Genomic DNA, 21,882 nt, shown 5'->3' with positions numbered 1-21,882 from the left:
ATTTATGAGAGAAGATTTACAGGTTTTCGATAATGTATTGCAACTAATAGGCAATACCCCCCTTATCCACCTTAACAGGATTACACAAGATTTTGAAGGAGACTTTTTTGCGAAGGTAGAAGCTTTCAATCCGGGGCATTCTACAAAAGATAGAATTGCGCTCCATATAATTGAAGAAGCTGAGAAAAAGGGCATTTTAAAGCCGGGTGACACCATTATCGAAACTACCTCAGGAAACACAGGATTTAGTATAGCGATGGTCAGTATCATTAAAGGATATGAATGTATTCTGGCTGTAAGCTCTAAATCCTCAAAAGATAAAATTGACATGCTAAGGTCAATGGGAGCTAAGGTTTATGTTTGTCCTGCCCACGTTTCGGCAGATGATCCAAGATCTTATTACCAGGTAGCCAAAAGAATGCATGACGAGATAAAAGGTTCAGTTTATATCAACCAGTACTTCAATGAACTTAACATTGAGGCGCATTATAAATCTACCGGTCCCGAAATTTGGAAACAAACCGAAGGCAAGATCACACATCTTGTCGCTTGCAGCGGTACCGGTGGTACAATCTCAGGAACCGCTAAATTCCTTAAAGAACAAAATCCTAACATCCGTATTATTGGTATTGATGCTTACGGTTCTGTCTTGAAGAAATACCACGAAACCGGGGAGTTTGACAGTACTGAGATCTATCCTTATCGCATTGAAGGCCTCGGAAAGAATCTCATCCCAACGGCTACCGATTTTGAAAGCATCGATAAGTTTGTAAAGGTTAGCGACGAGGAAAGTGCACATACCGCACGTGAACTCGCTAAAACCGAAGGATTATTCGTTGGGTATACTAGTGGTGCTGCCGTACAGGGTGTCAAGCAGCTTGCCGAAGAAGGCGAGTTTGATGAGAACAGTAAGGTAGTTGTTATTTTTCCAGATCACGGATCACGCTACATGAGCAAAGTCTACAGTGACGACTGGATGAATGAACAAGGCTTCTTTGACAGTAAGCACGAAAAGTCTACCAATAGGATCGAGTTCATCAAATAATTCAGAACAATCCATCCACAATAATTTTTAAAAGTCTTTCTGAAAAGGTTTAAATCTTAAAATATTCCTATTCAGATCATTATGACCGCGTGGTTTTCTTTTTTCCGGAAGTGTTAAATATGCAAGATTTCTATGTTTTTCAGCGTTCTGGTAAGAAAGAAAATTATGCGGTTGCTATTAATTTATTACTTTTGCGTTAAGTTAAAAAAACTATAAAATGGCAGATTTATTTGACAAGATATACAAGGATAAAGGACCATTAGGAAAATGGGCTGAGCAGGCTGAAGGATACTTCGTATTTCCTAAACTGGAAGGGCCAATCTCCAACCGAATGAAGTTTAAAGGGAAAGAGGTAATTACCTGGAGTATCAATGATTACCTTGGACTTGCTAACCATCCTGAAGTTAGAAAAGTAGATGCTGAAGCTGCTGCTGAATATGGATCGGCGTATCCAATGGGAGCCAGAATGATGAGTGGACATACAGATCTGCATGAGAAATTACAGGACGAACTGGCTGCTTTTGTTAATAAAGAAGCTGCATACCTATTGAATTTCGGTTACCAGGGAATGGTGTCTACCGTAGATGCATTGGTCTCTAAAAATGACGTTATTGTTTATGATGTAGATGCGCATGCTTGTATCATTGATGGAGTTCGTCTTCACCTTGGTCAACGCTTTACCTACAAGCATAACGATATGGAAAGTATCGAGAAAAACCTGCAGCGAGCTGAGAAGATAGTAGAGCAAACAGGAGGAGGGATCCTTTTGATCTCTGAAGGGGTTTTTGGAATGCGTGGGGAGCAGGGAAAACTTAAAGAGATCGTTGCCCTTAAAGAGAAATATAACTTCAGATTGTTTGTTGATGATGCACACGGATTTGGTACTCTTGGAGCTACCGGAGCCGGAGCTGGGGAAGAGCAGGGAGTTCAGGACGGAATAGATGTTTATTTTGCTACTTTCGCGAAGTCACTTGCCAGTACTGGTGCATTCATTGCAGCCGATCAGGAGATCATCGATTACTTAAAATATAACCTGCGTTCACAGATGTTCGCCAAATCCCTGCAAATGCAGTTGGTAGTTGGTGCATTGAAACGTCTTGAAATGTTGAAGACCATGCCTGAATTAAAGGCTAAACTTTGGGAGAATGTAAATGCTCTTCAAAATGGTCTTAAAGAACGCGGATTTGATATTGGTACTACTCAAAGTTGTGTGACCCCGGTTTATCTTAAAGGAAGTATTCCTGAAGCTATGGCCCTGGTAAAAGACCTGAGAGAGAATCACGGAATTTTCTGTTCGATCGTAGTTTATCCGGTTATTCCAAAAGGACTTATCCTGTTGAGGTTGATCCCGACAGCGACACATACCTTAGAAGATGTTGAAGAGACGTTAACTGCTTTCTCAGCTATTAGAGAGCGTCTTGAAAACGGAACATATAAAAGACTTTCTGCTGCGGTTACCGCTGCAATGGAAGAATAATTTAGATCTTAAGATCATTTAAAAATCCCCTTTTTAAGGGGATTTTTTTTTGGTATTATTTTCCCGAAATATAAGTACCTTGAAAATTATTTTGAAAAATGATAATTTTATTATACATTTGTACCTACAATAGTTGTTAGAACAAATAATGGAGAGTAAAACGAACGATAAGGAATTTATAAAAGCAGCCCATATGTCGGTTCTTGAAGTGATCAGCACCGGGAATTGGGTGCAGGATCAAATATCGGAAGTTCTAAAACCATTCAAGCTTTCTAACCCACAATTTAATGTGTTACGTATCTTAAGAGGTCAAAAAGGGAAACCAGCCTCTCTTAGCTGTATAAGTGATAAGATGATCCACAAGATGAGTAATACCACCAGGCTAGTGGATAAGCTCCTGGAGAAGGGATTAGTTGACAGGATCATCTGTCCTGAAAATAGAAGGAAGGTTGAAATTACCATTACTGAAGACGGATTGAAGGTTTTACAGAAGATAGATGGCATTTTAGAAGATGCTGAAACCAACCTTATGTCTAATCTTGATAAAGCCGAATTAGTACAATTACAGCAAATTTTATCTAAAATTAAGAGTTAAAAAAATTTACAAAAACATTTGTATATACAAATGATGTGATTACAAATAAATAAATAAAAATTATAATGTTTAATTTAAAATCAGAAGCAATGAAAAACAGATTATTTACAGCAGCAGCACCGGTACTTATTTTTTCAATGGTTTCCTTCACTACAATTAAAAAGAATGTAGATGTGAAAGCCAGTACAGTAGAGTGGACAGGTAAAAAGGTTACCGGAGCTCATACAGGTACCATCCAATTAAAAGATGGATTCGTGAACCTAACAGAAGAAGGAGAATTGATAGGAGGGGAGTTTGAAATGGATATGAACTCTATCGTGGTTACAGACCTTACAGGTGAATACAAAACAAAGCTTGAAGGGCATTTGAATTCTGATGATTTCTTCGGAGTAGAAAATTATGCGACTTCAAAATTGGTAATAACTGACGTGACTTCACAAAAAGGTAATATGTATACAGTTACAGGAGATCTAACGATCAAGGGTAAAACAGAACCTGTAACTTTTGATATGGAGGTTAAAGACAATTCTGCAACTGCTAAAGTGGTTATTGACAGAACTAAATATGGAATTAGATATGGTTCAGGAAGTTTCTTCGACAACCTGGGAGACAAGACCATCAACGATAACTTTACTTTAGATGTAAACCTGCAATTCTAGATCAGAGTGTGTTTTAATTAGAAAGAGGCTGAATTTTTTCAGCCTCTTTTTATATTATATCTGTTTTGCCTGAAGATTATTTTGGTAAGGAAAAGCGAAATTTTCTGGAGCCTTTCCTTCAAGCCACGCCCTGTGATCATTTTGGCGTAACATGACTGGCATCCGTTTTTTATTATTATGGATCTCGCTCATCAATTCATTGGCTTCAGTAGTTAATATGCTGTATGAATTGGTGATTTCTTTTGTTTCCGGATCCTGCCAAACAGAATAGAAGCCGGCGAACGCGAAAATCTCTTCTTCGGCAGAAGTGATGAGGTATTTCTGTTTTTGTTTCCCTTTGGCATCCAGCCACTGCCATTCATAATAACCATTAGCGATCACCAAACACCTGTTTCCTATTGCATCCCGAAAAGCCGGTTTTTCTTCAACGGTTTCTATTTTGGCATTTAGTGTACTTTTCTTGATCTGGTCATTTTTCGCCCAATGAGGAATGAGTCCCCAGTTGAAAAAAAGGATTTCCCCCGGTGAACTGTCTGCAATCACTGGAGTAGGTGAAAAATCAAATCCGTTGATCTCCTCCTGCGGAAAATACATTTCGGGCTCGGTGAATTGAGCTTCAAAGGTCTTTTCTATTTTTGAAATTTTAGCGTTTAACTTCGTACGGTAGCACATATTCTTCTAAAATTTACTTGAATTTAGTTTCCTTCGGAAGTATTTAAATTCCTAACAGCAACCCGAACCCGGCAGACAAGCGTTTTCTTGTAAATCTTTAAGGGAAACTTTTATCTTTTTGGAAGTTCCACCCGGTTTCTGCGCGAACACGGTCACACTGAAAATTCCGGTTTCGCCCAACTTAAAAGCTCTGACTTCATCCTCATTCAGGTATTTGGATAGGATATCTTCCGGAAGTTCGATCGGTTTTTCCTTCTGAATTGAAATATTTTCAAAACCGGTCTTAACGATCATCTCCATATAATCATCTTTCTGAATAGCTCCGGATACACATCCAGCATACATTTCAGCATCTTCCTGCAGCTTCTTGGGAAGTTCCCCAGACAGGACGATATCTGAAATACTAAAGTGGCCTCCGGGCTTGAGAACCCTGAAAATCTCTTTTATTACATTCTGTTTTTCAGGAACCAGGTTCAGTACGCAGTTACTTACAACCACATCTGCTACATCATCAGAAACCGGCATGTTCTCTATATCTCCTTCCCGGAACTCAACATTATTAAATCTGAGTTTTTCAGCATTTAGACGTGCTTTTTTGATCATTTCTGGCGTGAAATCAATACCAATGACCTTACCGGTTTCACCTGCTTCGTGACGGGCTATAAAACAGTCATTTCCAGCGCCAGAGCCGAGATCAATAACTGTATCACCTGTCTTTATCTGTGCAAACTGGGTAGGTAAACCACATCCCAATCCAAGATCGGCATCTTGATTATAACCTTGCATTTCAGTATAATCATCGGTCATGATATTATAGACTTCAGTAGATACACTACCTGAGCCACAACAGGAAGCCTGATTTGAGGCTTTGTCCTGTTTAGCGATCTCACTATATTTTTCTTTTACGATCTCTTTGAGTTTTTCGGAGTTTTCCATAATTCTTGGTAATTTAGTTTAACAACAGTCTTCTTTAGGTTGATCTAACCTTTGGAAAAGCTGATTAAAAGTTATTCTTATTTCATTCCATTTTTCCCGGTCTATACAATAGCAGACCGAAACACCTTCAATATTTCCTTTGATAATTCCAAGGTCCCTAAGTTCTCTTAGGTGCTGACTAATGGTAGGCTGGGCCAGTCCAAGTTCCTGGACAAGGTCTCCATTTATACAGGTGTTACTTTTCAAAAGATATTCAAGAATGGCAATTCTGGCGGGATGCGCAAAGACTTTTGCGATATCTGCAAGGCTATTCTGATCTTTGGAAAACAGTTCTTTTTTCGTAAGTCCCATTGCGTGTTTTAAAATTATATTGCAATATAACGATTAATTGAATTTTATTTAAAAAAAGAACTTAAATTTTCGAATCCAAAAAAGACCTGCATTCCCATTGAAAATGCAGGTTTTTCTAAAACTCTTTGTGTGCTATGAAGAATCCTAGTTTTTCGTTTTTTTAGGAAAGAAGGCGCTTCTGTTTTTGGTGCTTCAAGGCTTCGGTAACAGAACCAAAAATATCTTTTTTGAGTTGTTTATACCTTTTAGTAAAGTCATTTATTAATTGTAAGATATTTTTGTGCTGCTGCCTGTAAGTTCTTCCTTCGCTGGGTTCATCCACATTTTCTACCAATCTTTCCAGGCGGTTAGTGTGGTCATTTACCTGCTCATGTAATTGTTTCAATTCTTTTTCTGAAGCCGACAGTTCGGTTATTAGATCCTGAATCCTGGAAAAAAGATTCGATTCAATGATTGGCATTGTATATTCTTTCAGCATATCTTCAAAAAATCGTTGCTCGTCCTTGTAAAAGTTTAATTCAGACTGCCACTGTAATGAAGAAAAATGCATCTCATCGGGAGTTTTCCAATCGATGTACCTGAATTTTGGTGTTTTCGTTCTCATCGCCTTTAAGTTTTTACATCTCTTTACTGCTCTTTTTTAGAAGCCCTGAGGTATATGAGAAAACCTCTAGCTTAAATTCTTTAAAGTTCTTTATGAATTCCATGATCCGCATTCCCAGTTTAAGATGCTCGTCATGGTAAAAGATCTCACAACTTATATCTTCACATTCCAGCATGCCTTGAATGTCATATTTATTATTATGTACTTCCATTGACAGATCCAGGTTTTGAGTCCGAAAAGAATCTAGTTGGGAACAGAAGATTTGGATCTTCTCATATAAGTTGAGTATGTTCTTCTGAAAAACATCTGCTTCCAGAAATTTTGAAAGGAAATTAATTTCTTCACCGGCATAGGAAAGATCCTCTTTCCATACCAGGTTCTCCTTTATTAGCTCGGCAATCTCCTTTTCATTACCTGAGAAATGCTTTGTAGTTGACCTTGCCATAACCTTTTCAATTTGAGAACTATAAGTTACTAAATTTCATACCCAAAAAGAAATGATTAATGTCAAAAGGTTTAGGGGAAATCAAATAATATTTTTAAAATATTAACCTCGAATTTTGATAAAAAAATATTTTTTAGGGTTTGTATTTTGAATTGGAAAATAAGATACATTTGCTGCCTCAAACAATTAATAATTGATTTAAATGAAAAAATGATTTTTGACTTTTGCTGCTATCGCGATGGTATTAAGTTTTACTTCTTGTAAAGAAACTCCAGCTGAATCTACTGAAGAAACTTCAGTTGAAGTAATGGAAACTCCTGCTGAAACTACTGTTGAAGCTGTTGAAACTCCTGTTGAAGAAGTAGTTGACACTACCAACGTTGGTGGAACTGTAGTAGAAGACAATTCCAATACTACTTCTGTAGAATAATTTATTGTTCTTACAGTGGCAGGTGATGAACCTGTAAAGTTAAGATCTGTGGTTTTTACCACAGATCTTTTTTTTACTTATTACCGAAATGAAGTTCCACAGTTTCGCGTATTTGCGGAAGATGTGTATTCCAGCCGTAAACATCTTTGATCTTTACCCTTAATGTATTTCTTGCTGTGTTTTCGCCATGGATAAGAAAAACTGTTTCTGGAATATTCTTGATATCACTAATCCAGTTTATAAGGCCTTTTTGATCTGCATGGGCTGAAAGGCTATTGATCTGCTCTAAAGTGGCATTCACAGGGCAATATTTCCCAAAAATCTTGATCTCATGAGTTCCTTCCTGAAGTTGTCTCCCTCTTGTTCCTTCAGCTTGAAACCCTACTAAAAGTACGGTTGTTTCCTTTTTTTCAAGATAATACCGCAAATAGGTAAGAACTCTACCACCGGTAACCATACCGCTTCCTGCGATCACCACTTTTGACCGGTGATCATCAACCGTTTTCCAGGTGTCTTTATAGGAAGTTATGATATTAAAGTAGTTCTTCATTGCCTTCAACTCGGCAGGAGAAAGTTTGTGCCAGCCATGGAATCTTTCAAAGACCTGGTATACCGCATTTCCCATAGGGCTGTCAATAAAGACAGGAATGGCGGGAATTTTATTTTGGTCATGTAATTTCCAGAGCCGGTACATTAAAGTTTGCAACCGTTCTACCGCGAAACTGGGAATGATCAAAGTCCCATTATTGTCAAGAGATCTTTTTATAGTTCTAGTTAAAAGTTCATCTGCGTCTTCTTCAGGGTGAAGACGATCTCCATAGGTGCTTTCCAGGAATAAGTAATCTGCCCATTTAGGTCGGTCAGGGGGTGCGAGCAAGAGGTCTTCTTCCCGACCTATATCCCCGGAGAACACGAAGATCTTTCCGAAGATGTCAAGCTCGATAAATGTTGCACCCAGAATATGTCCATTCTTTTTAAATCTGAATTTAATATTTTCTGTAATCTCGTACCACTCCTCCAAATTATCCGATTTGAACAATTTCAGAGTTTTCTCCACATCTTTTAAGGTGTATAACGGCAGGGCGGGGGAATGTACCGTATAATCCTCTGCATTCGCCCGTTCGGCATCCTCCTCCTGAATCTTGGCGCTGTCTGTCATGATGATCTCAGCGATCGCCAGAGTAGGAGGTGTGCCGCGAATGATTCCCATAAAACCTTCAGCTACCAATTTAGGAAGATATCCGGTGTGATCCAGATGGCCGTGGGTGAGAAGGATCACATCTATTTTTTCTGCAGGAAAGGGAAGACGCTGCCAATTCAATTCCCTGAGTTCTTTCAAACCCTGAAATAGTCCGCAGTCGATTAGGATATTTTTTTCCGGTGTTTCCAACAGGAATTTTGATCCGGTAACTGTTCCTGAAGCTCCCAAAAAATGAATTTTAACCTTGTGTTCCATGGTTATTGCATTTTACAAAGTTGCTGCATTTCCTTTAAGATCTTTTTCTTTCTGGTTTCTGAAACCCCCAGGTGATCCAGAAAAAAACGATCGTGAATAAGATCCCGGCATAACACCACATCCCTGCTTAACAAAAATTGTTTTTCCCTTTGAGAAAGCAATTCTGACACGGTAATAGGATAAAGCCCAGATTCATCAATTCGTTCTTTTAAGCTGCTGCCTTTAGGAGTATCCCAACTAAGCAAATGCAAGTCAACACACTTGCCGTAGTCTAAAGCATCTTTTGTGAACCTGGTATTGGTGACCACCCAACCTTCATTGAAAAATTCCTCGGGGTCATGTTTTTTCTGAAAGAACTTCTGAATATCCTGGAAGCGAGAATGTATGTACAAAGGAACCTTCACGTTACAATTATTCCCATGTTCGCTGTGGAATTTGCATTCAATGAATAATTTTATATTATCTTTTCGGGCAATGACATCAATCTCATGTGTTACGCATGATCCCTGAACTACTTTGCCTACTTCAACTTTATAACCGGAATTTTGAAGCACGGCGGCCACAAACTTCTCAAAAGGGTAACCGGTGGGACCTAATTCAAAAATGGCATTTTTGAGCTTATATCTGGATGCAAAAAGGGAATCCTTCTTCCGAAGAAGTTTATAGGCCCGGTTATAGATCTCTTTTGTGGTAATACCTTCATATAGTTCAGATTCGATCTTTTGAAGGATACCAGCGATCACACTTTGATCGGCCCCCGATTTTCGTAAGGAGTGTGCTACTTTTTTTGCCGAAAAATGATGTTTTTCACCTGAGGCAGTAGTGATCTTTAGTTCTGAAGTATCCATTTAACCAATTTTGAGGCAATTTAAGGTTGATGCAATACCAAAACCGGGATTTTTGAATAATGAGCCAGGTTCTTGTATAAAGGGTCAAAAAGTAGGTTTTCAAAAAACCCATGTTTTTTATTTATGAATGCGATGAGTTCACTTCCCCGACTTTCCGTAAAGGAATATATACCCAGAGGAATGCTCAGAAAATCAAGTGAATGAAAAGAGAAGTTCACATTTTCCTTTTCAAGGCGTTCCCGTAAGATCTTTTTATGTATGACCTGCTTTTCTGTAAGGCCGCCTTCTTCTGAAATATGGAGGACTCTAACAGGTGCCCTGAATTCTTCAGATAATTCGGCTAAAAAATGGAGGTCCCTGGGATTCAGCTCCGCTTTAAAGCTATTAGCCAGGACTATTTCAGATAACCCTTTAAAGGTCACATTTGAAGGAATTGCCATAATCGGGCAGTTTTGGATCTCTTCCATTAAGTTCACGGTATTACTTCCGTATACCACCTCGTCTGCCCCGGTATGTCCCTGAGTTCCTATCACTACAAGGTCTATCTCCTTTTTATTGATCTGTTCCTTTACGGTATTTACAAGTGATTTATTTGCAGAAATAAATTCAAAAGAGTGTTTAAGGTTTGAATTCTTTCCATTTACATCATCAACTAAATTTTGAAGCATGGCCGACTTTTCCCTTTGAGCAGCCTCTAAAAGGCCTGGCCTTGGAATGGGTGTTAACAGGCTTCCTTCCTCAAAATCATTGACCTTATAGGCATGTAAAAAAGTAAAGGTACACTCATCATCCTTATACATTTCCATGATGTAGGTTATGGCATTAGCCGCATTATGAGAAAAATCTGTAGGAAGGAGAATATTTTTCATGAACTCCGTTTTTTTTGTGAAGGAATAACCAAAAATGGAACTTTAACATGAAAACCTATTTCATTGATCACAGGCCTGAATAACAGATTTTCAAAAAAGGAATGTTTGTTATTCACCATTACCAGCATATCAACTTCATTGTCCTCCTGGAAATCATAAATAGCCTGAGGCACACTTTTATCGGCAATGCTGTAAAAATGGTGCTCCTGGTCTTTAAAAGCCGTACCCAGCGCTTTTTTTCTTTTCTCCTGGTCTTCGGAAAGTTCTGCTCCAAAATAGACATGGAGGATATTAATTTTGGAAGAAAAATGATCAGTAATATCTTTTAAAATTTCCAGGAGTGGCGGAAGATCTGTTTCAAAATCTGTTGGAAGCAGGATCCTTTTTGGTTCTGCAAAATCAAAATGGGAAGGTATCGCCAACAGCGGACATTTGGCTTTCTTAATTGCTTGTACCGTATTTGATCCAAAGAGAATCTCATCTGCTCCCGTGGCACCCTTTGTTCCCATGACAATGAGATCGATCTCTTTTTCCTTCACTTGTTCCTTGATCTCATCTGTGAGGATATTAAAAGAGGAGATCTTGTGAAACTCATGCTCATCATTCGGAAAATTCTTTTTGATCTTTTTTAAAATACGATTCAAACCTTTTGCTGAATTATTCCTGTAAATTTCGGTAAGGGTGGGTTGGGTTGCACTGTACACCAGGTATTCATTATCATACAAGATGGGAGTGTAAGTGTTCAGCAGGTAAAAGGCACATTTTTCATGATTGAATAACTCAACAGCGTATCGAATGGCGTTATACGAGTTCTCAGAAAAATCTGTGGGTAAAAGGATCTTTTTCATGGCTGTTTACTTAGGTGCGATGGAAATTTTGAAGGACCAGAAATGGTATTTTTGGATGGAGGCCTATTTTGTCGAGGGTCGATTTATATAGAACATTTTCAAGGTAACTGTGTCTTGAATTGACCAGGATCAAAAGATCAATTTTAAGTTCCTCTATGGTTTCCAGGATCGCTTCTGTTTTCTCCTTATCAGCTACCTGGTGATATTCCATTTTTACGTCATAGAACTGTTCTTGAATAGCCTGTTGATTATCCTTTTGCCTAAAACTGTCAATAGGGAATTTTGAAACGTATAACATATGAACCTGTGTAGCGAATGATCTTGCCAATTCTCCCACCAATTTGAGTTCCCTTTTTTGATATGGCATTATATAATTGGTAGGGAAAAGGATCTTTTTGAGTTCTGAAAACTCAAAGGATTCGGGAATACTTAAAACGGGACATTGAACATACTTAATAATTTGAAGGGTGTTGCTTCCAAAAGTGAGCTTACGGTCATTAGATTTTCCCCGGGTTGAAGTAACTATGATATCGGCATTTTCGCGTTCTGCCAGGTCATTGACTTCATCGATCAATAACCCAAAAGCAGAAATGGTATGAAAGCGATGCCTTGGGTTGTGAAAATCCTGTGTAATTCTCTCACAGATCTTTTCTAGTTCTTTATCAGAATTCTGTTTAGTGGTTTCTTTAAATTCGTCTAGAAACTCCTGGGTAAGAACTCCTTCTTTATTGTACACCTCATCTGCATAAGCATGAAGTATGTAGAATTCACAGCGGTCGTGCTTGAAGAGTTCAACAGCAAATTTTAGAGCATTAAAGGCATTTTCTGAAAAATCTGAAGGAATTACTATTTTTCTCATTATAAGGAGTTTAATCTTTAAATTTAACCGAAAATCTTTCGGGAAACAATGATTGTTATCATTAATTTAAAGCTTCCTTTGAGAAAAAAATAAAATGCTGGCCTGGAAGTTTAAAACAAAATAAGGGGAAATTAAATTTCCCCTTATAATCTTAGTTAACCTTAATTGATTTAGGTTTTTTAGGTGTTTGATTTTCCTTTTTATGGATTGTCATTTTTAGAACACCATCTTTGTAAGTAGCTTCCACCTCCTTGTCTTCATCAACATTTTCGGGAAGACTTACAGATCTTGAGAAAGTATTATAGCTGAATTCTCTTCTCACGAACCCTTCTTTTTTTTCTTCCTCTTTTTCTTCTTTTTCTGCTGAAACAGAAAGGATACCTTCGTCTAAAGTAATATTAAAATCATCTTTAGTTAAACCAGGAGCTGCCATTTCCACCTTGATATTCTTTTCATTTTCCTTGATGTTCATAGCAGGTATGATTTCCATTTCACCCTGATTACCCTCATTGTTAATGAAGCGATCCCAGATTCTTCGAGTATCCATCATATCAGCGAAAAAAGGGTCATTTCTAAACGGATTGCTTAATAAAGCATTGCGCCGTTTGTTTGTTTTAACGAGTGACATAACATTTATTTTTTATTGTTAATAGTTCCTTTTTAACGACTTTAATTTACGGAATTACCACACTGATTTCCATGATTTTTGTCATTATCACCCTCTTTGTATCTTGCATAAAATCAGGTAATTAATTGTTTTATCATCCGAATTTCAAATAATGCAGATAATTCCTTTTTATCTTTTAAAAGGCTGTTCTTTAAAGGCTACTTCGGATAATTTTAGGGTAAAAAAAAAAGGAACAGGAAATACGACTTTCCTGTTCCCCTAGAAGATATAAGTGCAGTATAACACTCAAGTGACATCAGGGATTATACCTATGTATAATTTGCATATCAGGCTATAACTACCTTTTTATCTTCTTAACCTGGATCTTCAACCCAATAAAGTACTAAAGACCAGATATTTTGTAAATCGATTCTTAGTTAGAATTGTTTACTTCGCTAAAGTACAATGAATTACGTCTTATTTTCATGACAAAAATCATGAATCATTTATTTAACTAAAATTTAAAATTTGGAGTGGAGATTTATCGAATGCTATGAAGTTTTTGAAGGTTCAGGATCTTGATATCCCTCCCTATAATATCTATCAAACCTTCTTTTTTAAGACAGGATAAACTTCGTATAAAACTTTCTGTTGAGATACCTGCTACACTGGCAAGATCACTTCGGGAGATCCTTATAAATTCTTCCGGATCACTTTGTATTTTTTCAGCAAATTCAAGAATTGTATTGGTAGTCTTTTTCAATACCGACCCATAAGCCATTTCTAAAAGGTGAGTTTTTAAAATGGATAGATTTTCAGAAATTAGTTGTGCAAATTCCACCGTTAATTCCTGACTCTTTAACAAGGTATGAATAAACTCTTCAGAAGAAATTCTAAATAACTTTGTGGTTTCAAGTGCTTCGGCCGTTTCAGGATATTGGGTTGGGATCTTAAAACTATAGAATCCTAAAATATCGTCTTTTTTAGACAACCAGGTTATCAGCTCTTTCCCGTATTCATCCAGTCTGAAGATCTTTATAAGTCCTTCTTCTACAAGGTAGATGTATGATGCATGCCGGCCTTCCCTGTAGATTTCCTCATTTTTCTCTACTTCAATATATTCGCCGTAGTTTCTAAAATAAGAACGTAATTGATCAAGATTTAAAATTGATTTCTCACTATGATTAACCTTGTTTCCGTTTCTTTCCCTGAGGATTTGAGATTTTGCCAACCTGCTTTCTATGGAGGTTAGAAGGTCATCTTCCTTAAAAGGTTTAGTGATGTAATCATCTGCACCTAAATTCATTCCCTTGCGGATATCTGTCTGATCTCTTTTTACTGAAATGAAAATAAATGGGATTCTTTCTGTCGCAGGATCTTCTTTTAAAGCTTCAAAGACCTGGTAACCGTTCAGCTCAGGCATCATAATATCTGATACGATGATATCTGGAAGTTTTTCACGAGCCATCTGTACTCCAATTTTTCCATTTTGGGCTGTCAGAACATCATAATGGGCAAATTCAAGGAGGTCCCGGGTATTTTCGAGGAGAGTTTTATCATCTTCTATGAGAAGTACCTTTTTTTTCATAACAGCATCTTATGGTAAGCTTAAAAAAACTTATTTGGGGCGGCTGAAAAAATGGAGTTCCTGAAGCTCTTATGAACAGGAAACTTTCTATAAATATACGCAGTATCCTGTGGATAATAAAGATTTTCACCTGTTAAAAATGATATTTGTCATGAAAATTTCCTCTCTGGAAAAGTACCTTTCAATAGGCAAACAGCAAAGAATGATTATGATGAATATGAGTCGATCTCCGCAACCTGAAGAGTTTTACCAAAATTTGGGAAGGCTTTTCTATGCTGTTGCCGCGGCAGACCACGTAATAAGAAAAGAAGAAGTAGAGGCATTAAAAGAGGTGGTGGAGAAAGAATGGATGAAAAGAGATCGTTCAAAAGACGTTTATGGAACTGATTCTGCCTTACAAATTGAAATTGTGTTTGACTGGTTAGATGCAAACAAACCTGAAGCAGAAGATTCTTTCGAAAGGTTTGCAGATTTTTATAAGGATCATAAGGAGCTTTTTCCGGACTCCACCAAGGAAGACCTGATGGTCACTTCAAATGAGATCGCGTCGGCTTTCAGGGATAAGAATAAATCAGAACTTATTATGCTTGCCAAATTACAAACCTTATTTAATCATTAACATGAAACCACTTATATGCCAGAGTTGTGGTTTCCCTTTTTCCGCGGAAAGAAGGGGGACGAATCGTGATGGAAGTAAGAACAATGATTATTGCTTAGACTGTTATAAAAACGGCGAATATACAGATCATCATCTTACACTTCATGAACAGGAACGAAGATTGCTGGAAATGGCAAAAGAACACAATGAAATAAGCCTGGAGGAAGCCCAGCAGATCATCAGATCCCTTCCTGATCTCAAGAGATGGAAGATGACTAACATTTTCTAGGTAGTAAATAAATTCACTGACTAATTTTAAAATTGAAATATGAAAAATGTAAAAAGATTACTGGCCTTACTGATTCTTGTGGTTTTTGCAAGTTGCGCGGATGAAAAAAAGGAAGAGGAAAGAATAAAAATAGGCGATGACAATAGCAGTATTGAAGCGATCGAAAATGATGAGCAGTTATATGAGGCTGACACCTCTACTACAGCAAATGACTCTTTGCAAAGCAATGGAATGGTCGAGGTTATTATTACCGGAGATGATCAAATGAAATTTAATTTAAAAGAGATCAGGGTAAAAGCCGGGCAAAGGGTAAAACTGACTCTCAGGCATGTAGGCCAACTGGAGGAAAATGTTATGGGGCATAATTTTGTCTTATTGAAGCAAGGTACTAATATACCCGAGTTTGCCCAGAAAGCCAGTTCTGCAAAAGAAAACGAATATATTCCAGAAGCTACCGATAAAGTGATCGCTCATACCGAAATGATTGGAGGAGGAGAGGAAACTTCAATAGAGTTTAACGCCCCGGCCACTGGCACCTATGACTTCATTTGCAGCTTCCCGGGACATTACGTTCAAATGCAAGGCAAGTTCATTGTCCAATAAAAAAAGAGCTGCCGGGAAATTTTATTGACACCTCCTCTCATTTCATTACAGGACGGTGTACATATTAATCAGGACAGCTCTTAACCGCTTAATTAGATGAAAAAGTGAGGATCGGGATTTTGGTACAGGACTGCATCTTCTTTATCTTATCTCTAATGATCACTTTATCTACTTCATTTTTTTCCTTAAGATTTGGCATTACAACCAGATCTGGAACCATATCTTCTATGGCATTTTCCAGGGATTGATACACATGATCTGAATGTATGGAATGGAATTTAAGTTCAGAATAATCGATTTTTCGTTCCACCAGATCCTTAAATCCTTCCATAGCAGTACTGGCCACGGGCTCATCTTTGTGGGTGATGTGAACAATATTTATCTCAGGTTTGGCAGGATTTAAAATATGAATGAGGTCTTCTAGATGTCCAACATCTTCTTTTCGAAACAAGCTGGAGAACATCACAGATTCCAGTTTACCCAGTTCGAATGAAGGAGGAACGGCAAGTACCGGGAAAGGAGAAATATCACTCATATGTTTGGTGGTACTTCCCAGGAACATTTCTTTAATAGTACTGGTTCCGCAAGCACCCATCACGATCATATGAATATTGATGTCTCTCACAAATTCCAGGATGGCTTCAGAAACATTAGACCCCTTTATAGCGGCGTATGAAAGGTCTGAAGAATGGTAAATTTCTCCAAGGTTCTCTTTGCAAAATGAGGCTAAATTTTCCTGGTGTTTTTTTCTAGCAGCTTGCTTTCCCTCAGCCGAATGTTCTTCTTCAGGATCATATATATGAAGTACAATTACATCTTCTCTGATTAATTCGCCTAATGAAACGGCATACTTTAAGGCTGCCACAGAGCCGGAAGAATAATCGGTGGCGTAGATGATTTTTTTCATGACTTCATATTTAACAACCTAAAAGTAATAAGGATCTAACTTTCAGGTTATGACCGTCATCATACTACCTGTCTTTTTTTTCTTCCCTGGCCATTTTTCGTTCCAGTTTCTTGAAATAACCTCTAAACAGGAAATTGTGTTTTAAAGCATCCATGTTTTGTTCAAGTTTCTTACTGGCACTTTCGGCATTTTCAAGAGTAGCGTCAAGATTCTTCACGAAAGTAGTATCATTGACCAGGTAGTTTAATGCACCTTCCCCTGTTTTAAGGTCTTCGGAAAATTCTCTTAGGTTTGAGGTCATTAAGTTTATTTCTTCTACAGATTTATTAAGATCCTGGATCATTTGTGATACATTTTGTCCTGCGACCGTATCATTTAACAGTACGCCAGCGACACTTTCGTCTAAGTTAATGGATGAAAGGATACCGTTGAATTTTCTTATACTGCTTGAAGCTTGAGCGGTTAGAGTTTTTAAACTTTTTATACTTTCTTTCACGTCAGAAGACATTTCTTCATCTTTAATAAGGGCTCCCAATGTTCCTTCCCCTTTATTAATCGCATTGGTGATCTTTAATAGGTCAGCCGTTAGCAAAGCAGCATTTTCATTAGTAGTATTAAGAGTTGTCAACATGTCGGCGGTCGCGATTTTACTGATGGATTCAATGGTATCACCGGGTTTTATACGAGGATAACCTGAAGAATCCCCGGGAATAAGATTTACCACCATACTCCCAACCAAACCATCTGAACTTATTGTAGCCTGGGTGTTCTTTTTAATTAGGTGGATTGTTTTTTCCGAGATCATCATGGAAACAACAATGCTGGTGTCATTAACTATATCAATACCCTTGACCGTACCCACGGTGACCCCGGCAAAACGTACATTATTTCCATTCTGCAGACCATTCACATTCTTAAAAACAGAATAGACGCGAGTATTGCTGCCAAAAAGATTCTGACGGTTGCCAATAAAATAAACAGCAAGAACAAAAATGCTTATACCTAATAGTATAAATATTCCGAGTTTTAGATTTTGTGGATTTCTGTTTCTCATAATATGTTATTTAAAGAAGGCCTGGACCTTAGGATCTGAGGAGCTTGATAATTCCTGAAAAGTGCCTTCGGCATAATTTGTTTGTTCCAGCAACAGGATCATTCGGTTAGAAATAACCCTTGCACAGTCAACATCATGCGTTATGATGAGGGAGGAGGTTTTGAATTTTTTCTGAATTTCCATCATAAGAAGAATGATCTCTTTAGCCGTAATAGGATCCAATCCTGTAGTAGGTTCATCATAAAGTATGATCTTTGGTTTTAAGATCAGTGCCCTTGCCAGCGCTATCCTGCGTTGCATTCCTCCGGAAAGTTCAGCGGGCATAAATTCTTTGGTTTTTTCCAAATGAACATTTTCCAAAGCCTCCTGGACTAATGCGTCTGTATTGATTCCTGAAAATTTCTTTTTATGATGTCTTAACGGAAACTCAAGGTTCTCCTGAACTGTCATGGAATCATATAAGGCGCTTCCCTGAAACAGGAATCCGATCTCTGCTCTAAGCATATCCATTTCCTGATGATGCAATTCCAGGATATTCTTGCCTAAAACCTCAATTTCACCACTGTCAGGTTCCATGAGGCCTACCATACACTTGATCATAACTGATTTTCCGGAACCTGATTTACCCATTAACACTAAGTTTTCTCCTTCATACAACTCCATATTGAAATTATCCAATACCACCTGGTCACCGAATCTTTTGCACAGATTTTTGATTCGGATAACCGGTTCTTTTTTCGAAATGCTGGTAGTATTAGTATGTTCGGTATTGGTTTCCATCTTACCCGTAAATAATGTCTGAAACAAAAACTGCTATGAAATCAATTATAAAGAGTAGTAGGGAGGTAAAAACAACCGCTGAGTTAGAAGCTTTTCCAACACCTTCGGTTCCCTTACTACTGTTATATCCTTTAAAACAACCTACCAGACCTATAGCAAATCCAAAGAAAAAAGACTTGATAGTTGCCGGAAGCAGGTCGCTGTATTTGAGCGCCTCAAAAACTTCATTGAAATAAAGCATAAATGAAACGCCTCCTTTTACATTTTCAACCATGGCAGAACCTACCAATGCGATAAGATCTCCAATAAGGATCAATAAAGGCAACATCAAAGTTGCTGCAAGGATCCTTGTAACAACTAAAAATTTAAAGGGGTTGGTACCCGAAACCTCCATGGCATCGATCTGTTCTGTAACACGCATGGAGCCTAGCTCTGCACCTATACTCGATCCTATACGCCCCGCACAGATAAGTGCAATAATCACCGGGCCTATTTCTCTCACAATTGAGATACTTATCATAGAAGGCATCCAGGAGACTGCCCCAAATTCCATTAATGTGGGTCTTGACTGTAGCGTGAAAACCAGGCCAAGAATAAATCCTGTAACCCCTACCAAAAGCAGGGATTTATTCCCCATTTCATAGCTTTGTTTTAGGAATTCCCTGAACTCAAATGGGCGGGAGAATAATTCTTTAAAAAACCTTCCGGCAAAACGCCCTAAAGCTCCTATTTCAATGAAGAAGCCAGAAATGTTTTTTAAAAAAGTAGATTTAGTATTCATTGTAGCCGGGGTAGATTTTTTAATTTAAAAATTGCAAACCGGCAGATCATGAAAGTATCATGAGCAAATTGAATTGTTGTTGCTCCTTAAATAGATAGATTCTCTGAATCCAGTACTTTTTCTGATACTTTAAAGACATTTCTCCTGTTTGCCCTGAAGTTCTTAACGAATTCAGAAATCTCGTTTTCCAGAGCCTCGTGTTCTATTTCAGTGACTTCAGAATTGTTTGACTTATGATCTATTAACCCGGCAAGCTTACTTTGATGTTCTTCTAATTTTGCTTTTAAAGCTTTACCGTGACGAATAATATCCTGAAGTTCTGCAGACATTTTTTCAACTTCTTCAGAATTATCAGTCCGTTTTACCCAGATAGAATACTTTTTTACCAACTTGGTTAGAAAGTTGAGGTCTTCTAAATAAAACTCTAGATCAGACCTCCAGTAACGCACCAAAACGTACATTTTTTCCCAGTTGCCGGGATGGGGATCATCCTTATTGAATTCTGTATTATAAGTGTCCATTGCTATTCTGAGTTTCTTTAAAATTAGTTTATTCATTGACCTCATAAAATGACATTGGTCACTATTCCTGACCGATGTCATTTTGTAAAATATTGATATTCAATAAATTTAAGATAAGAAGGGAATTTTTCATAGAATATTTTTTAAAAAATAATTTTTACTGAACATTTCATATGAAACATCAGGATGAAATATGGATCAAGTTGAAGGACCTATCGCTTCCAGGTATCCTGGTCATTCCTGAAAATGCTTCGGGTCTTGTAATATTTTCTCATGGCAGCGGAAGCAGTAGGTTAAGCTCACGCAATAATTACGTTGCTTCAGTTTTGAACCGAAATAATCTAGGAACACTACTTTTTGACCTGCTTACCGAAAAAGAAGATCTCATTTATGAAAACCGCTTCAATATAGATCTATTGACCCAAAGGCTTATTGAGGTTACCCTTCAGCTAAAAAAGCAAACCAACACAGGCAATTTAAATTTTGGAATTTTTGGTGCCAGTACAGGAGCGGCCTCAGCCTTAAGGGCAGCAGCAAATCTTCATGAAGAAATTAAAGCGGTCGTTTCCAGGGGAGGTAGGGTCGATATGGCACAGGAAAGCCTTCAGATGCTTGAGGCACCTACTTTATTTATAGTGGGTGAAAAAGATGAGGTGGTCTTACAGTTAAACCAAACCGCAATTGAACAAATATCTGGAACTAAAGAAATGGAAATAATACCTGGGGCTACACATTTGTTTGAGGAGGAAGGAGCATTAGACAAAGTAGCAGATTTGACAGCAGATTGGTTCAAAACTTATTTATAAAAGATGTTTTTAGACAGGGATCAGGCAGGAGAAGAACTTGCCCTTAAACTCGAAAGTTATAAGGATAAAGAGGTTGTAGTCCTGGCAATTCCTCGTGGCGGACTGCCTTTGGGTTTTATCATTGCCAAATCGCTTAAAGCACCGTTAGATGTTGCTATCACTAAAAAATTAGGCCATCCAAATAATCCGGAATATGCTGTGGGGGCTCTTAGCTCTCAGGGCTATTTTATAAACCCGGAAGCTCACGTTTCAAAGGAATATCTTGAGCAGGAAATTGAGCGGGTGAGGGAGGTGGTGAAAGCGAGAAACCAGGAATATTATTCAATTACTAAACCCCATGACCTTACCGGTAAATGGGTGATCATTGTAGATGACGGGATCGCGACAGGAAGCACTATGATGGCTACAGTACAATTGGTTGGAAAAGCCAATCCCAAAGGGATTGTCGTGGCCACACCGGTTGCCCCACCCCGAACTATTGAAATGCTCAAGAGCTCACCTCTTATTGATGAAGTCATTTATCTAGAGGCTCCGATCTATTTCAGCGGGGTAGGGCAATTTTATGAAGATTTTTCAGCAGTACAAGATAAGGAGGCAATTAGGTTGCTGGAGAAAGCCAATGCCTCTGAAAAATAAGTTGTTCAAATAAAATGTAAAAAGAGGCCTTTATGGCCTCTTTATCAAAATCCTACAGGAAATTTCCTTTTTCGTCTATTTTAACTCTCATGCGTTGATCCCCGTTTTCCAATTTTAATTTGTAACGTTTTTCAATACCTTTTTCATCATGATAATTCACTAAATAAACGTCTTTTGACACTGTCCAGTCAGGATATTTTTGATCTAGCGCATTTCTTACTGCAGAAGGTAGTCCTACATCTTTATATCGCTCTACAGTTTTCAATAGTTTACCATCCTTATCATAAGCAGCAAGAACAGTACCTTGAGGGATAAAGAAATTTACCTCATATAGATCATAGTCATCTTGATAAATATCAGAGGTTTTTATGTCATATTTTGCTACTTTTTCCTGAAGTAACTTAACAGGTACGGCCACCTCATCATTAGTTGTTGCATCTAAATACTTATAGTTTACGGCAACTAATTCAACTTCTTTCAACTCTTCAGGTTCAGTGATCTGAGAGATTAACGGATTGATTATTCCGAAAAGGAATAACATTAATAACAGTTTTTTCATGACTTCATTTTTTTAGTTATTTTTTAGATTAAAGAATGAAGATATTGATTATAACCGTC

General features: G+C 37.8%; 28 protein-coding genes. 10 read left to right on the top strand and 18 right to left on the bottom strand.

Annotated elements, in window-relative coordinates; all coding sequences use genetic code 11:
- Nucleotides 1-4: 4 nt before the first annotated feature.
- The 4 genes from ACFQ1G_RS09065 (at nt 5) to ACFQ1G_RS09050 (ending at nt 3,776) form a co-directional block, all read left to right on the top strand.
- Nucleotides 5-1,045 (top strand): PLP-dependent cysteine synthase family protein, encoded by a 1,041-nt coding sequence (locus ACFQ1G_RS09065; RefSeq protein WP_380738798.1) that lies wholly within the window; start codon nt 5-7, stop codon nt 1,043-1,045.
- Between the two features lie 217 nt (nt 1,046-1,262).
- Nucleotides 1,263-2,522 carry an aminotransferase class I/II-fold pyridoxal phosphate-dependent enzyme gene (locus ACFQ1G_RS09060; protein ID WP_380738796.1) on the top strand — a complete coding sequence of 420 codons (1,260 nt, stop codon included), beginning with the start codon at nt 1,263-1,265 and terminating at the stop codon, nt 2,520-2,522.
- 148 nt (nt 2,523-2,670) lie between these two features.
- A complete protein-coding gene (locus tag ACFQ1G_RS09055; protein ID WP_380738794.1) occupies nt 2,671-3,117 on the top strand; it encodes a MarR family winged helix-turn-helix transcriptional regulator in 447 nt (148 codons plus the stop codon).
- Nucleotides 3,118-3,206: 89 nt separating this feature from the next.
- Entirely contained in the window at nt 3,207-3,776 is a 570-nt protein-coding gene (locus ACFQ1G_RS09050; protein WP_380738792.1) for a YceI family protein, read from the top strand.
- Nucleotides 3,777-3,830: 54 nt separating this feature from the next.
- Here the strand turns inward: ACFQ1G_RS09050 and ACFQ1G_RS09045 are convergent, their stop codons facing one another.
- The 5 genes from ACFQ1G_RS09045 to ACFQ1G_RS09025 form a co-directional block, all read right to left on the bottom strand.
- Nucleotides 3,831-4,448 carry an SOS response-associated peptidase gene (locus ACFQ1G_RS09045; RefSeq protein WP_380738790.1) on the bottom strand — a complete coding sequence of 206 codons (618 nt, stop codon included), beginning with the start codon at nt 4,446-4,448 and terminating at the stop codon, nt 3,831-3,833.
- A gap of 51 nt (nt 4,449-4,499) precedes the next feature.
- Nucleotides 4,500-5,384, bottom strand: a complete 885-nt coding sequence (locus ACFQ1G_RS09040; protein WP_380738789.1) for an arsenite methyltransferase — start codon at nt 5,382-5,384, stop codon at nt 4,500-4,502.
- A gap of 18 nt (nt 5,385-5,402) precedes the next feature.
- Nucleotides 5,403-5,735: an ArsR/SmtB family transcription factor gene (locus ACFQ1G_RS09035; protein WP_380738787.1), complete on the bottom strand. Its 333-nt coding sequence runs from the start codon at nt 5,733-5,735 to the stop codon at nt 5,403-5,405.
- A gap of 160 nt (nt 5,736-5,895) precedes the next feature.
- Nucleotides 5,896-6,339, bottom strand: a complete 444-nt coding sequence (locus ACFQ1G_RS09030) for a hypothetical protein (RefSeq protein ID WP_380738785.1) — start codon at nt 6,337-6,339, stop codon at nt 5,896-5,898.
- A gap of 13 nt (nt 6,340-6,352) precedes the next feature.
- Complete coding sequence (locus tag ACFQ1G_RS09025) at nt 6,353-6,784, bottom strand: hypothetical protein (protein WP_380738783.1); 432 nt, start codon at nt 6,782-6,784, stop codon at nt 6,353-6,355.
- Nucleotides 6,785-7,001: 217 nt separating this feature from the next.
- Between ACFQ1G_RS09025 and ACFQ1G_RS09020 the strand changes: the two genes are divergently transcribed.
- The gene (locus ACFQ1G_RS09020) at nt 7,002-7,214 is read left to right on the top strand and encodes a hypothetical protein (protein WP_380738781.1); all 213 of its coding nucleotides are present in this window, start codon (nt 7,002-7,004) and stop codon (nt 7,212-7,214) included.
- Nucleotides 7,215-7,287: 73 nt separating this feature from the next.
- On the opposite strand, the gene ACFQ1G_RS09015 is transcribed toward ACFQ1G_RS09020, so the two are convergent.
- From ACFQ1G_RS09015 to ACFQ1G_RS08985, 7 genes are all read right to left on the bottom strand, one after another.
- Nucleotides 7,288-8,670 carry an MBL fold metallo-hydrolase RNA specificity domain-containing protein gene (locus ACFQ1G_RS09015; RefSeq protein WP_380738779.1) on the bottom strand — a complete coding sequence of 461 codons (1,383 nt, stop codon included), beginning with the start codon at nt 8,668-8,670 and terminating at the stop codon, nt 7,288-7,290.
- A gap of 2 nt (nt 8,671-8,672) precedes the next feature.
- Nucleotides 8,673-9,518 carry a restriction endonuclease gene (locus tag ACFQ1G_RS09010; protein ID WP_380738777.1) on the bottom strand — a complete coding sequence of 282 codons (846 nt, stop codon included), beginning with the start codon at nt 9,516-9,518 and terminating at the stop codon, nt 8,673-8,675.
- Nucleotides 9,519-9,538: 20 nt separating this feature from the next.
- Nucleotides 9,539-10,387 (bottom strand): universal stress protein, encoded by an 849-nt coding sequence (locus ACFQ1G_RS09005; protein ID WP_380738775.1) that lies wholly within the window; start codon nt 10,385-10,387, stop codon nt 9,539-9,541.
- The gene (locus ACFQ1G_RS09000; RefSeq protein WP_380738773.1) at nt 10,384-11,235 is read right to left on the bottom strand and encodes a universal stress protein; all 852 of its coding nucleotides are present in this window, start codon (nt 11,233-11,235) and stop codon (nt 10,384-10,386) included. The genes ACFQ1G_RS09005 and ACFQ1G_RS09000 overlap by 4 nt, the downstream gene beginning before the upstream one ends.
- A gap of 10 nt (nt 11,236-11,245) precedes the next feature.
- Nucleotides 11,246-12,094: a universal stress protein gene (locus ACFQ1G_RS08995; protein WP_380738771.1), complete on the bottom strand. Its 849-nt coding sequence runs from the start codon at nt 12,092-12,094 to the stop codon at nt 11,246-11,248.
- 151 nt (nt 12,095-12,245) lie between these two features.
- Complete coding sequence (locus ACFQ1G_RS08990; RefSeq protein ID WP_380738769.1) at nt 12,246-12,722, bottom strand: Hsp20/alpha crystallin family protein; 477 nt, start codon at nt 12,720-12,722, stop codon at nt 12,246-12,248.
- Nucleotides 12,723-13,242: 520 nt separating this feature from the next.
- Entirely contained in the window at nt 13,243-14,289 is a 1,047-nt protein-coding gene (locus tag ACFQ1G_RS08985; RefSeq protein ID WP_380738767.1) for a response regulator, read from the bottom strand.
- A 151-nt stretch (nt 14,290-14,440) separates the two neighbouring features.
- On the opposite strand from ACFQ1G_RS08985, the gene ACFQ1G_RS08980 reads away from it, so the two are divergent.
- From ACFQ1G_RS08980 to azu, 3 genes are read left to right on the top strand one after another with little or no spacing between them, the layout of a single operon-like run.
- Complete coding sequence (locus ACFQ1G_RS08980; protein WP_380738765.1) at nt 14,441-14,908, top strand: hypothetical protein; 468 nt, start codon at nt 14,441-14,443, stop codon at nt 14,906-14,908.
- Between the two features lies 1 nt (nt 14,909).
- On the top strand, nt 14,910-15,176 hold the full coding sequence (locus ACFQ1G_RS08975) for a zinc ribbon domain-containing protein (RefSeq protein ID WP_380738763.1): 267 nt from the start codon (nt 14,910-14,912) through the stop codon (nt 15,174-15,176).
- A 39-nt stretch (nt 15,177-15,215) separates the two neighbouring features.
- On the top strand, nt 15,216-15,779 hold the full coding sequence (gene azu / locus ACFQ1G_RS08970) for an azurin (RefSeq protein WP_380738761.1): 564 nt from the start codon (nt 15,216-15,218) through the stop codon (nt 15,777-15,779).
- An 88-nt stretch (nt 15,780-15,867) separates the two neighbouring features.
- Here the strand turns inward: azu and ACFQ1G_RS08965 are convergent, their stop codons facing one another.
- From ACFQ1G_RS08965 to ACFQ1G_RS08945, 5 genes are all read right to left on the bottom strand, one after another.
- Entirely contained in the window at nt 15,868-16,686 is an 819-nt protein-coding gene (locus ACFQ1G_RS08965) for a universal stress protein (RefSeq protein WP_380738759.1), read from the bottom strand.
- A 64-nt stretch (nt 16,687-16,750) separates the two neighbouring features.
- A complete protein-coding gene (locus ACFQ1G_RS08960; RefSeq protein WP_380738757.1) occupies nt 16,751-17,740 on the bottom strand; it encodes an MlaD family protein in 990 nt (329 codons plus the stop codon).
- 6 nt (nt 17,741-17,746) lie between these two features.
- Nucleotides 17,747-18,520, bottom strand: coding sequence for an ABC transporter ATP-binding protein (locus ACFQ1G_RS08955; RefSeq protein ID WP_380738755.1), 774 nt, complete (start codon nt 18,518-18,520; stop codon nt 17,747-17,749).
- 1 nt (nt 18,521) lies between these two features.
- Complete coding sequence (locus ACFQ1G_RS08950) at nt 18,522-19,301, bottom strand: MlaE family ABC transporter permease (RefSeq protein ID WP_380738753.1); 780 nt, start codon at nt 19,299-19,301, stop codon at nt 18,522-18,524.
- An 86-nt stretch (nt 19,302-19,387) separates the two neighbouring features.
- Nucleotides 19,388-19,822, bottom strand: coding sequence for a hypothetical protein (locus ACFQ1G_RS08945; RefSeq protein WP_380738751.1), 435 nt, complete (start codon nt 19,820-19,822; stop codon nt 19,388-19,390).
- Between the two features lie 173 nt (nt 19,823-19,995).
- Between ACFQ1G_RS08945 and ACFQ1G_RS08940 the strand changes: the two genes are divergently transcribed.
- Nucleotides 19,996-20,628, top strand: coding sequence for a dienelactone hydrolase family protein (locus tag ACFQ1G_RS08940; protein WP_380738749.1), 633 nt, complete (start codon nt 19,996-19,998; stop codon nt 20,626-20,628).
- Nucleotides 20,629-20,631: 3 nt separating this feature from the next.
- Nucleotides 20,632-21,264 carry a phosphoribosyltransferase gene (locus ACFQ1G_RS08935; protein WP_380738747.1) on the top strand — a complete coding sequence of 211 codons (633 nt, stop codon included), beginning with the start codon at nt 20,632-20,634 and terminating at the stop codon, nt 21,262-21,264.
- 52 nt (nt 21,265-21,316) lie between these two features.
- On the opposite strand, the gene ACFQ1G_RS08930 is transcribed toward ACFQ1G_RS08935, so the two are convergent.
- Nucleotides 21,317-21,823, bottom strand: a complete 507-nt coding sequence (locus ACFQ1G_RS08930) for a nicotinate-nucleotide adenylyltransferase (RefSeq protein WP_380738745.1) — start codon at nt 21,821-21,823, stop codon at nt 21,317-21,319.
- Nucleotides 21,824-21,882: the final 59 nt, after the last annotated feature.

The organism is Salinimicrobium gaetbulicola (genome assembly GCF_042676025.1).
In the GTDB taxonomy this organism is placed as follows: Bacteria; Bacteroidota; Bacteroidia; order Flavobacteriales; family Flavobacteriaceae; genus Salinimicrobium; species Salinimicrobium gaetbulicola.
This window is presented reverse-complemented; position numbering and strand designations above follow the sequence as displayed.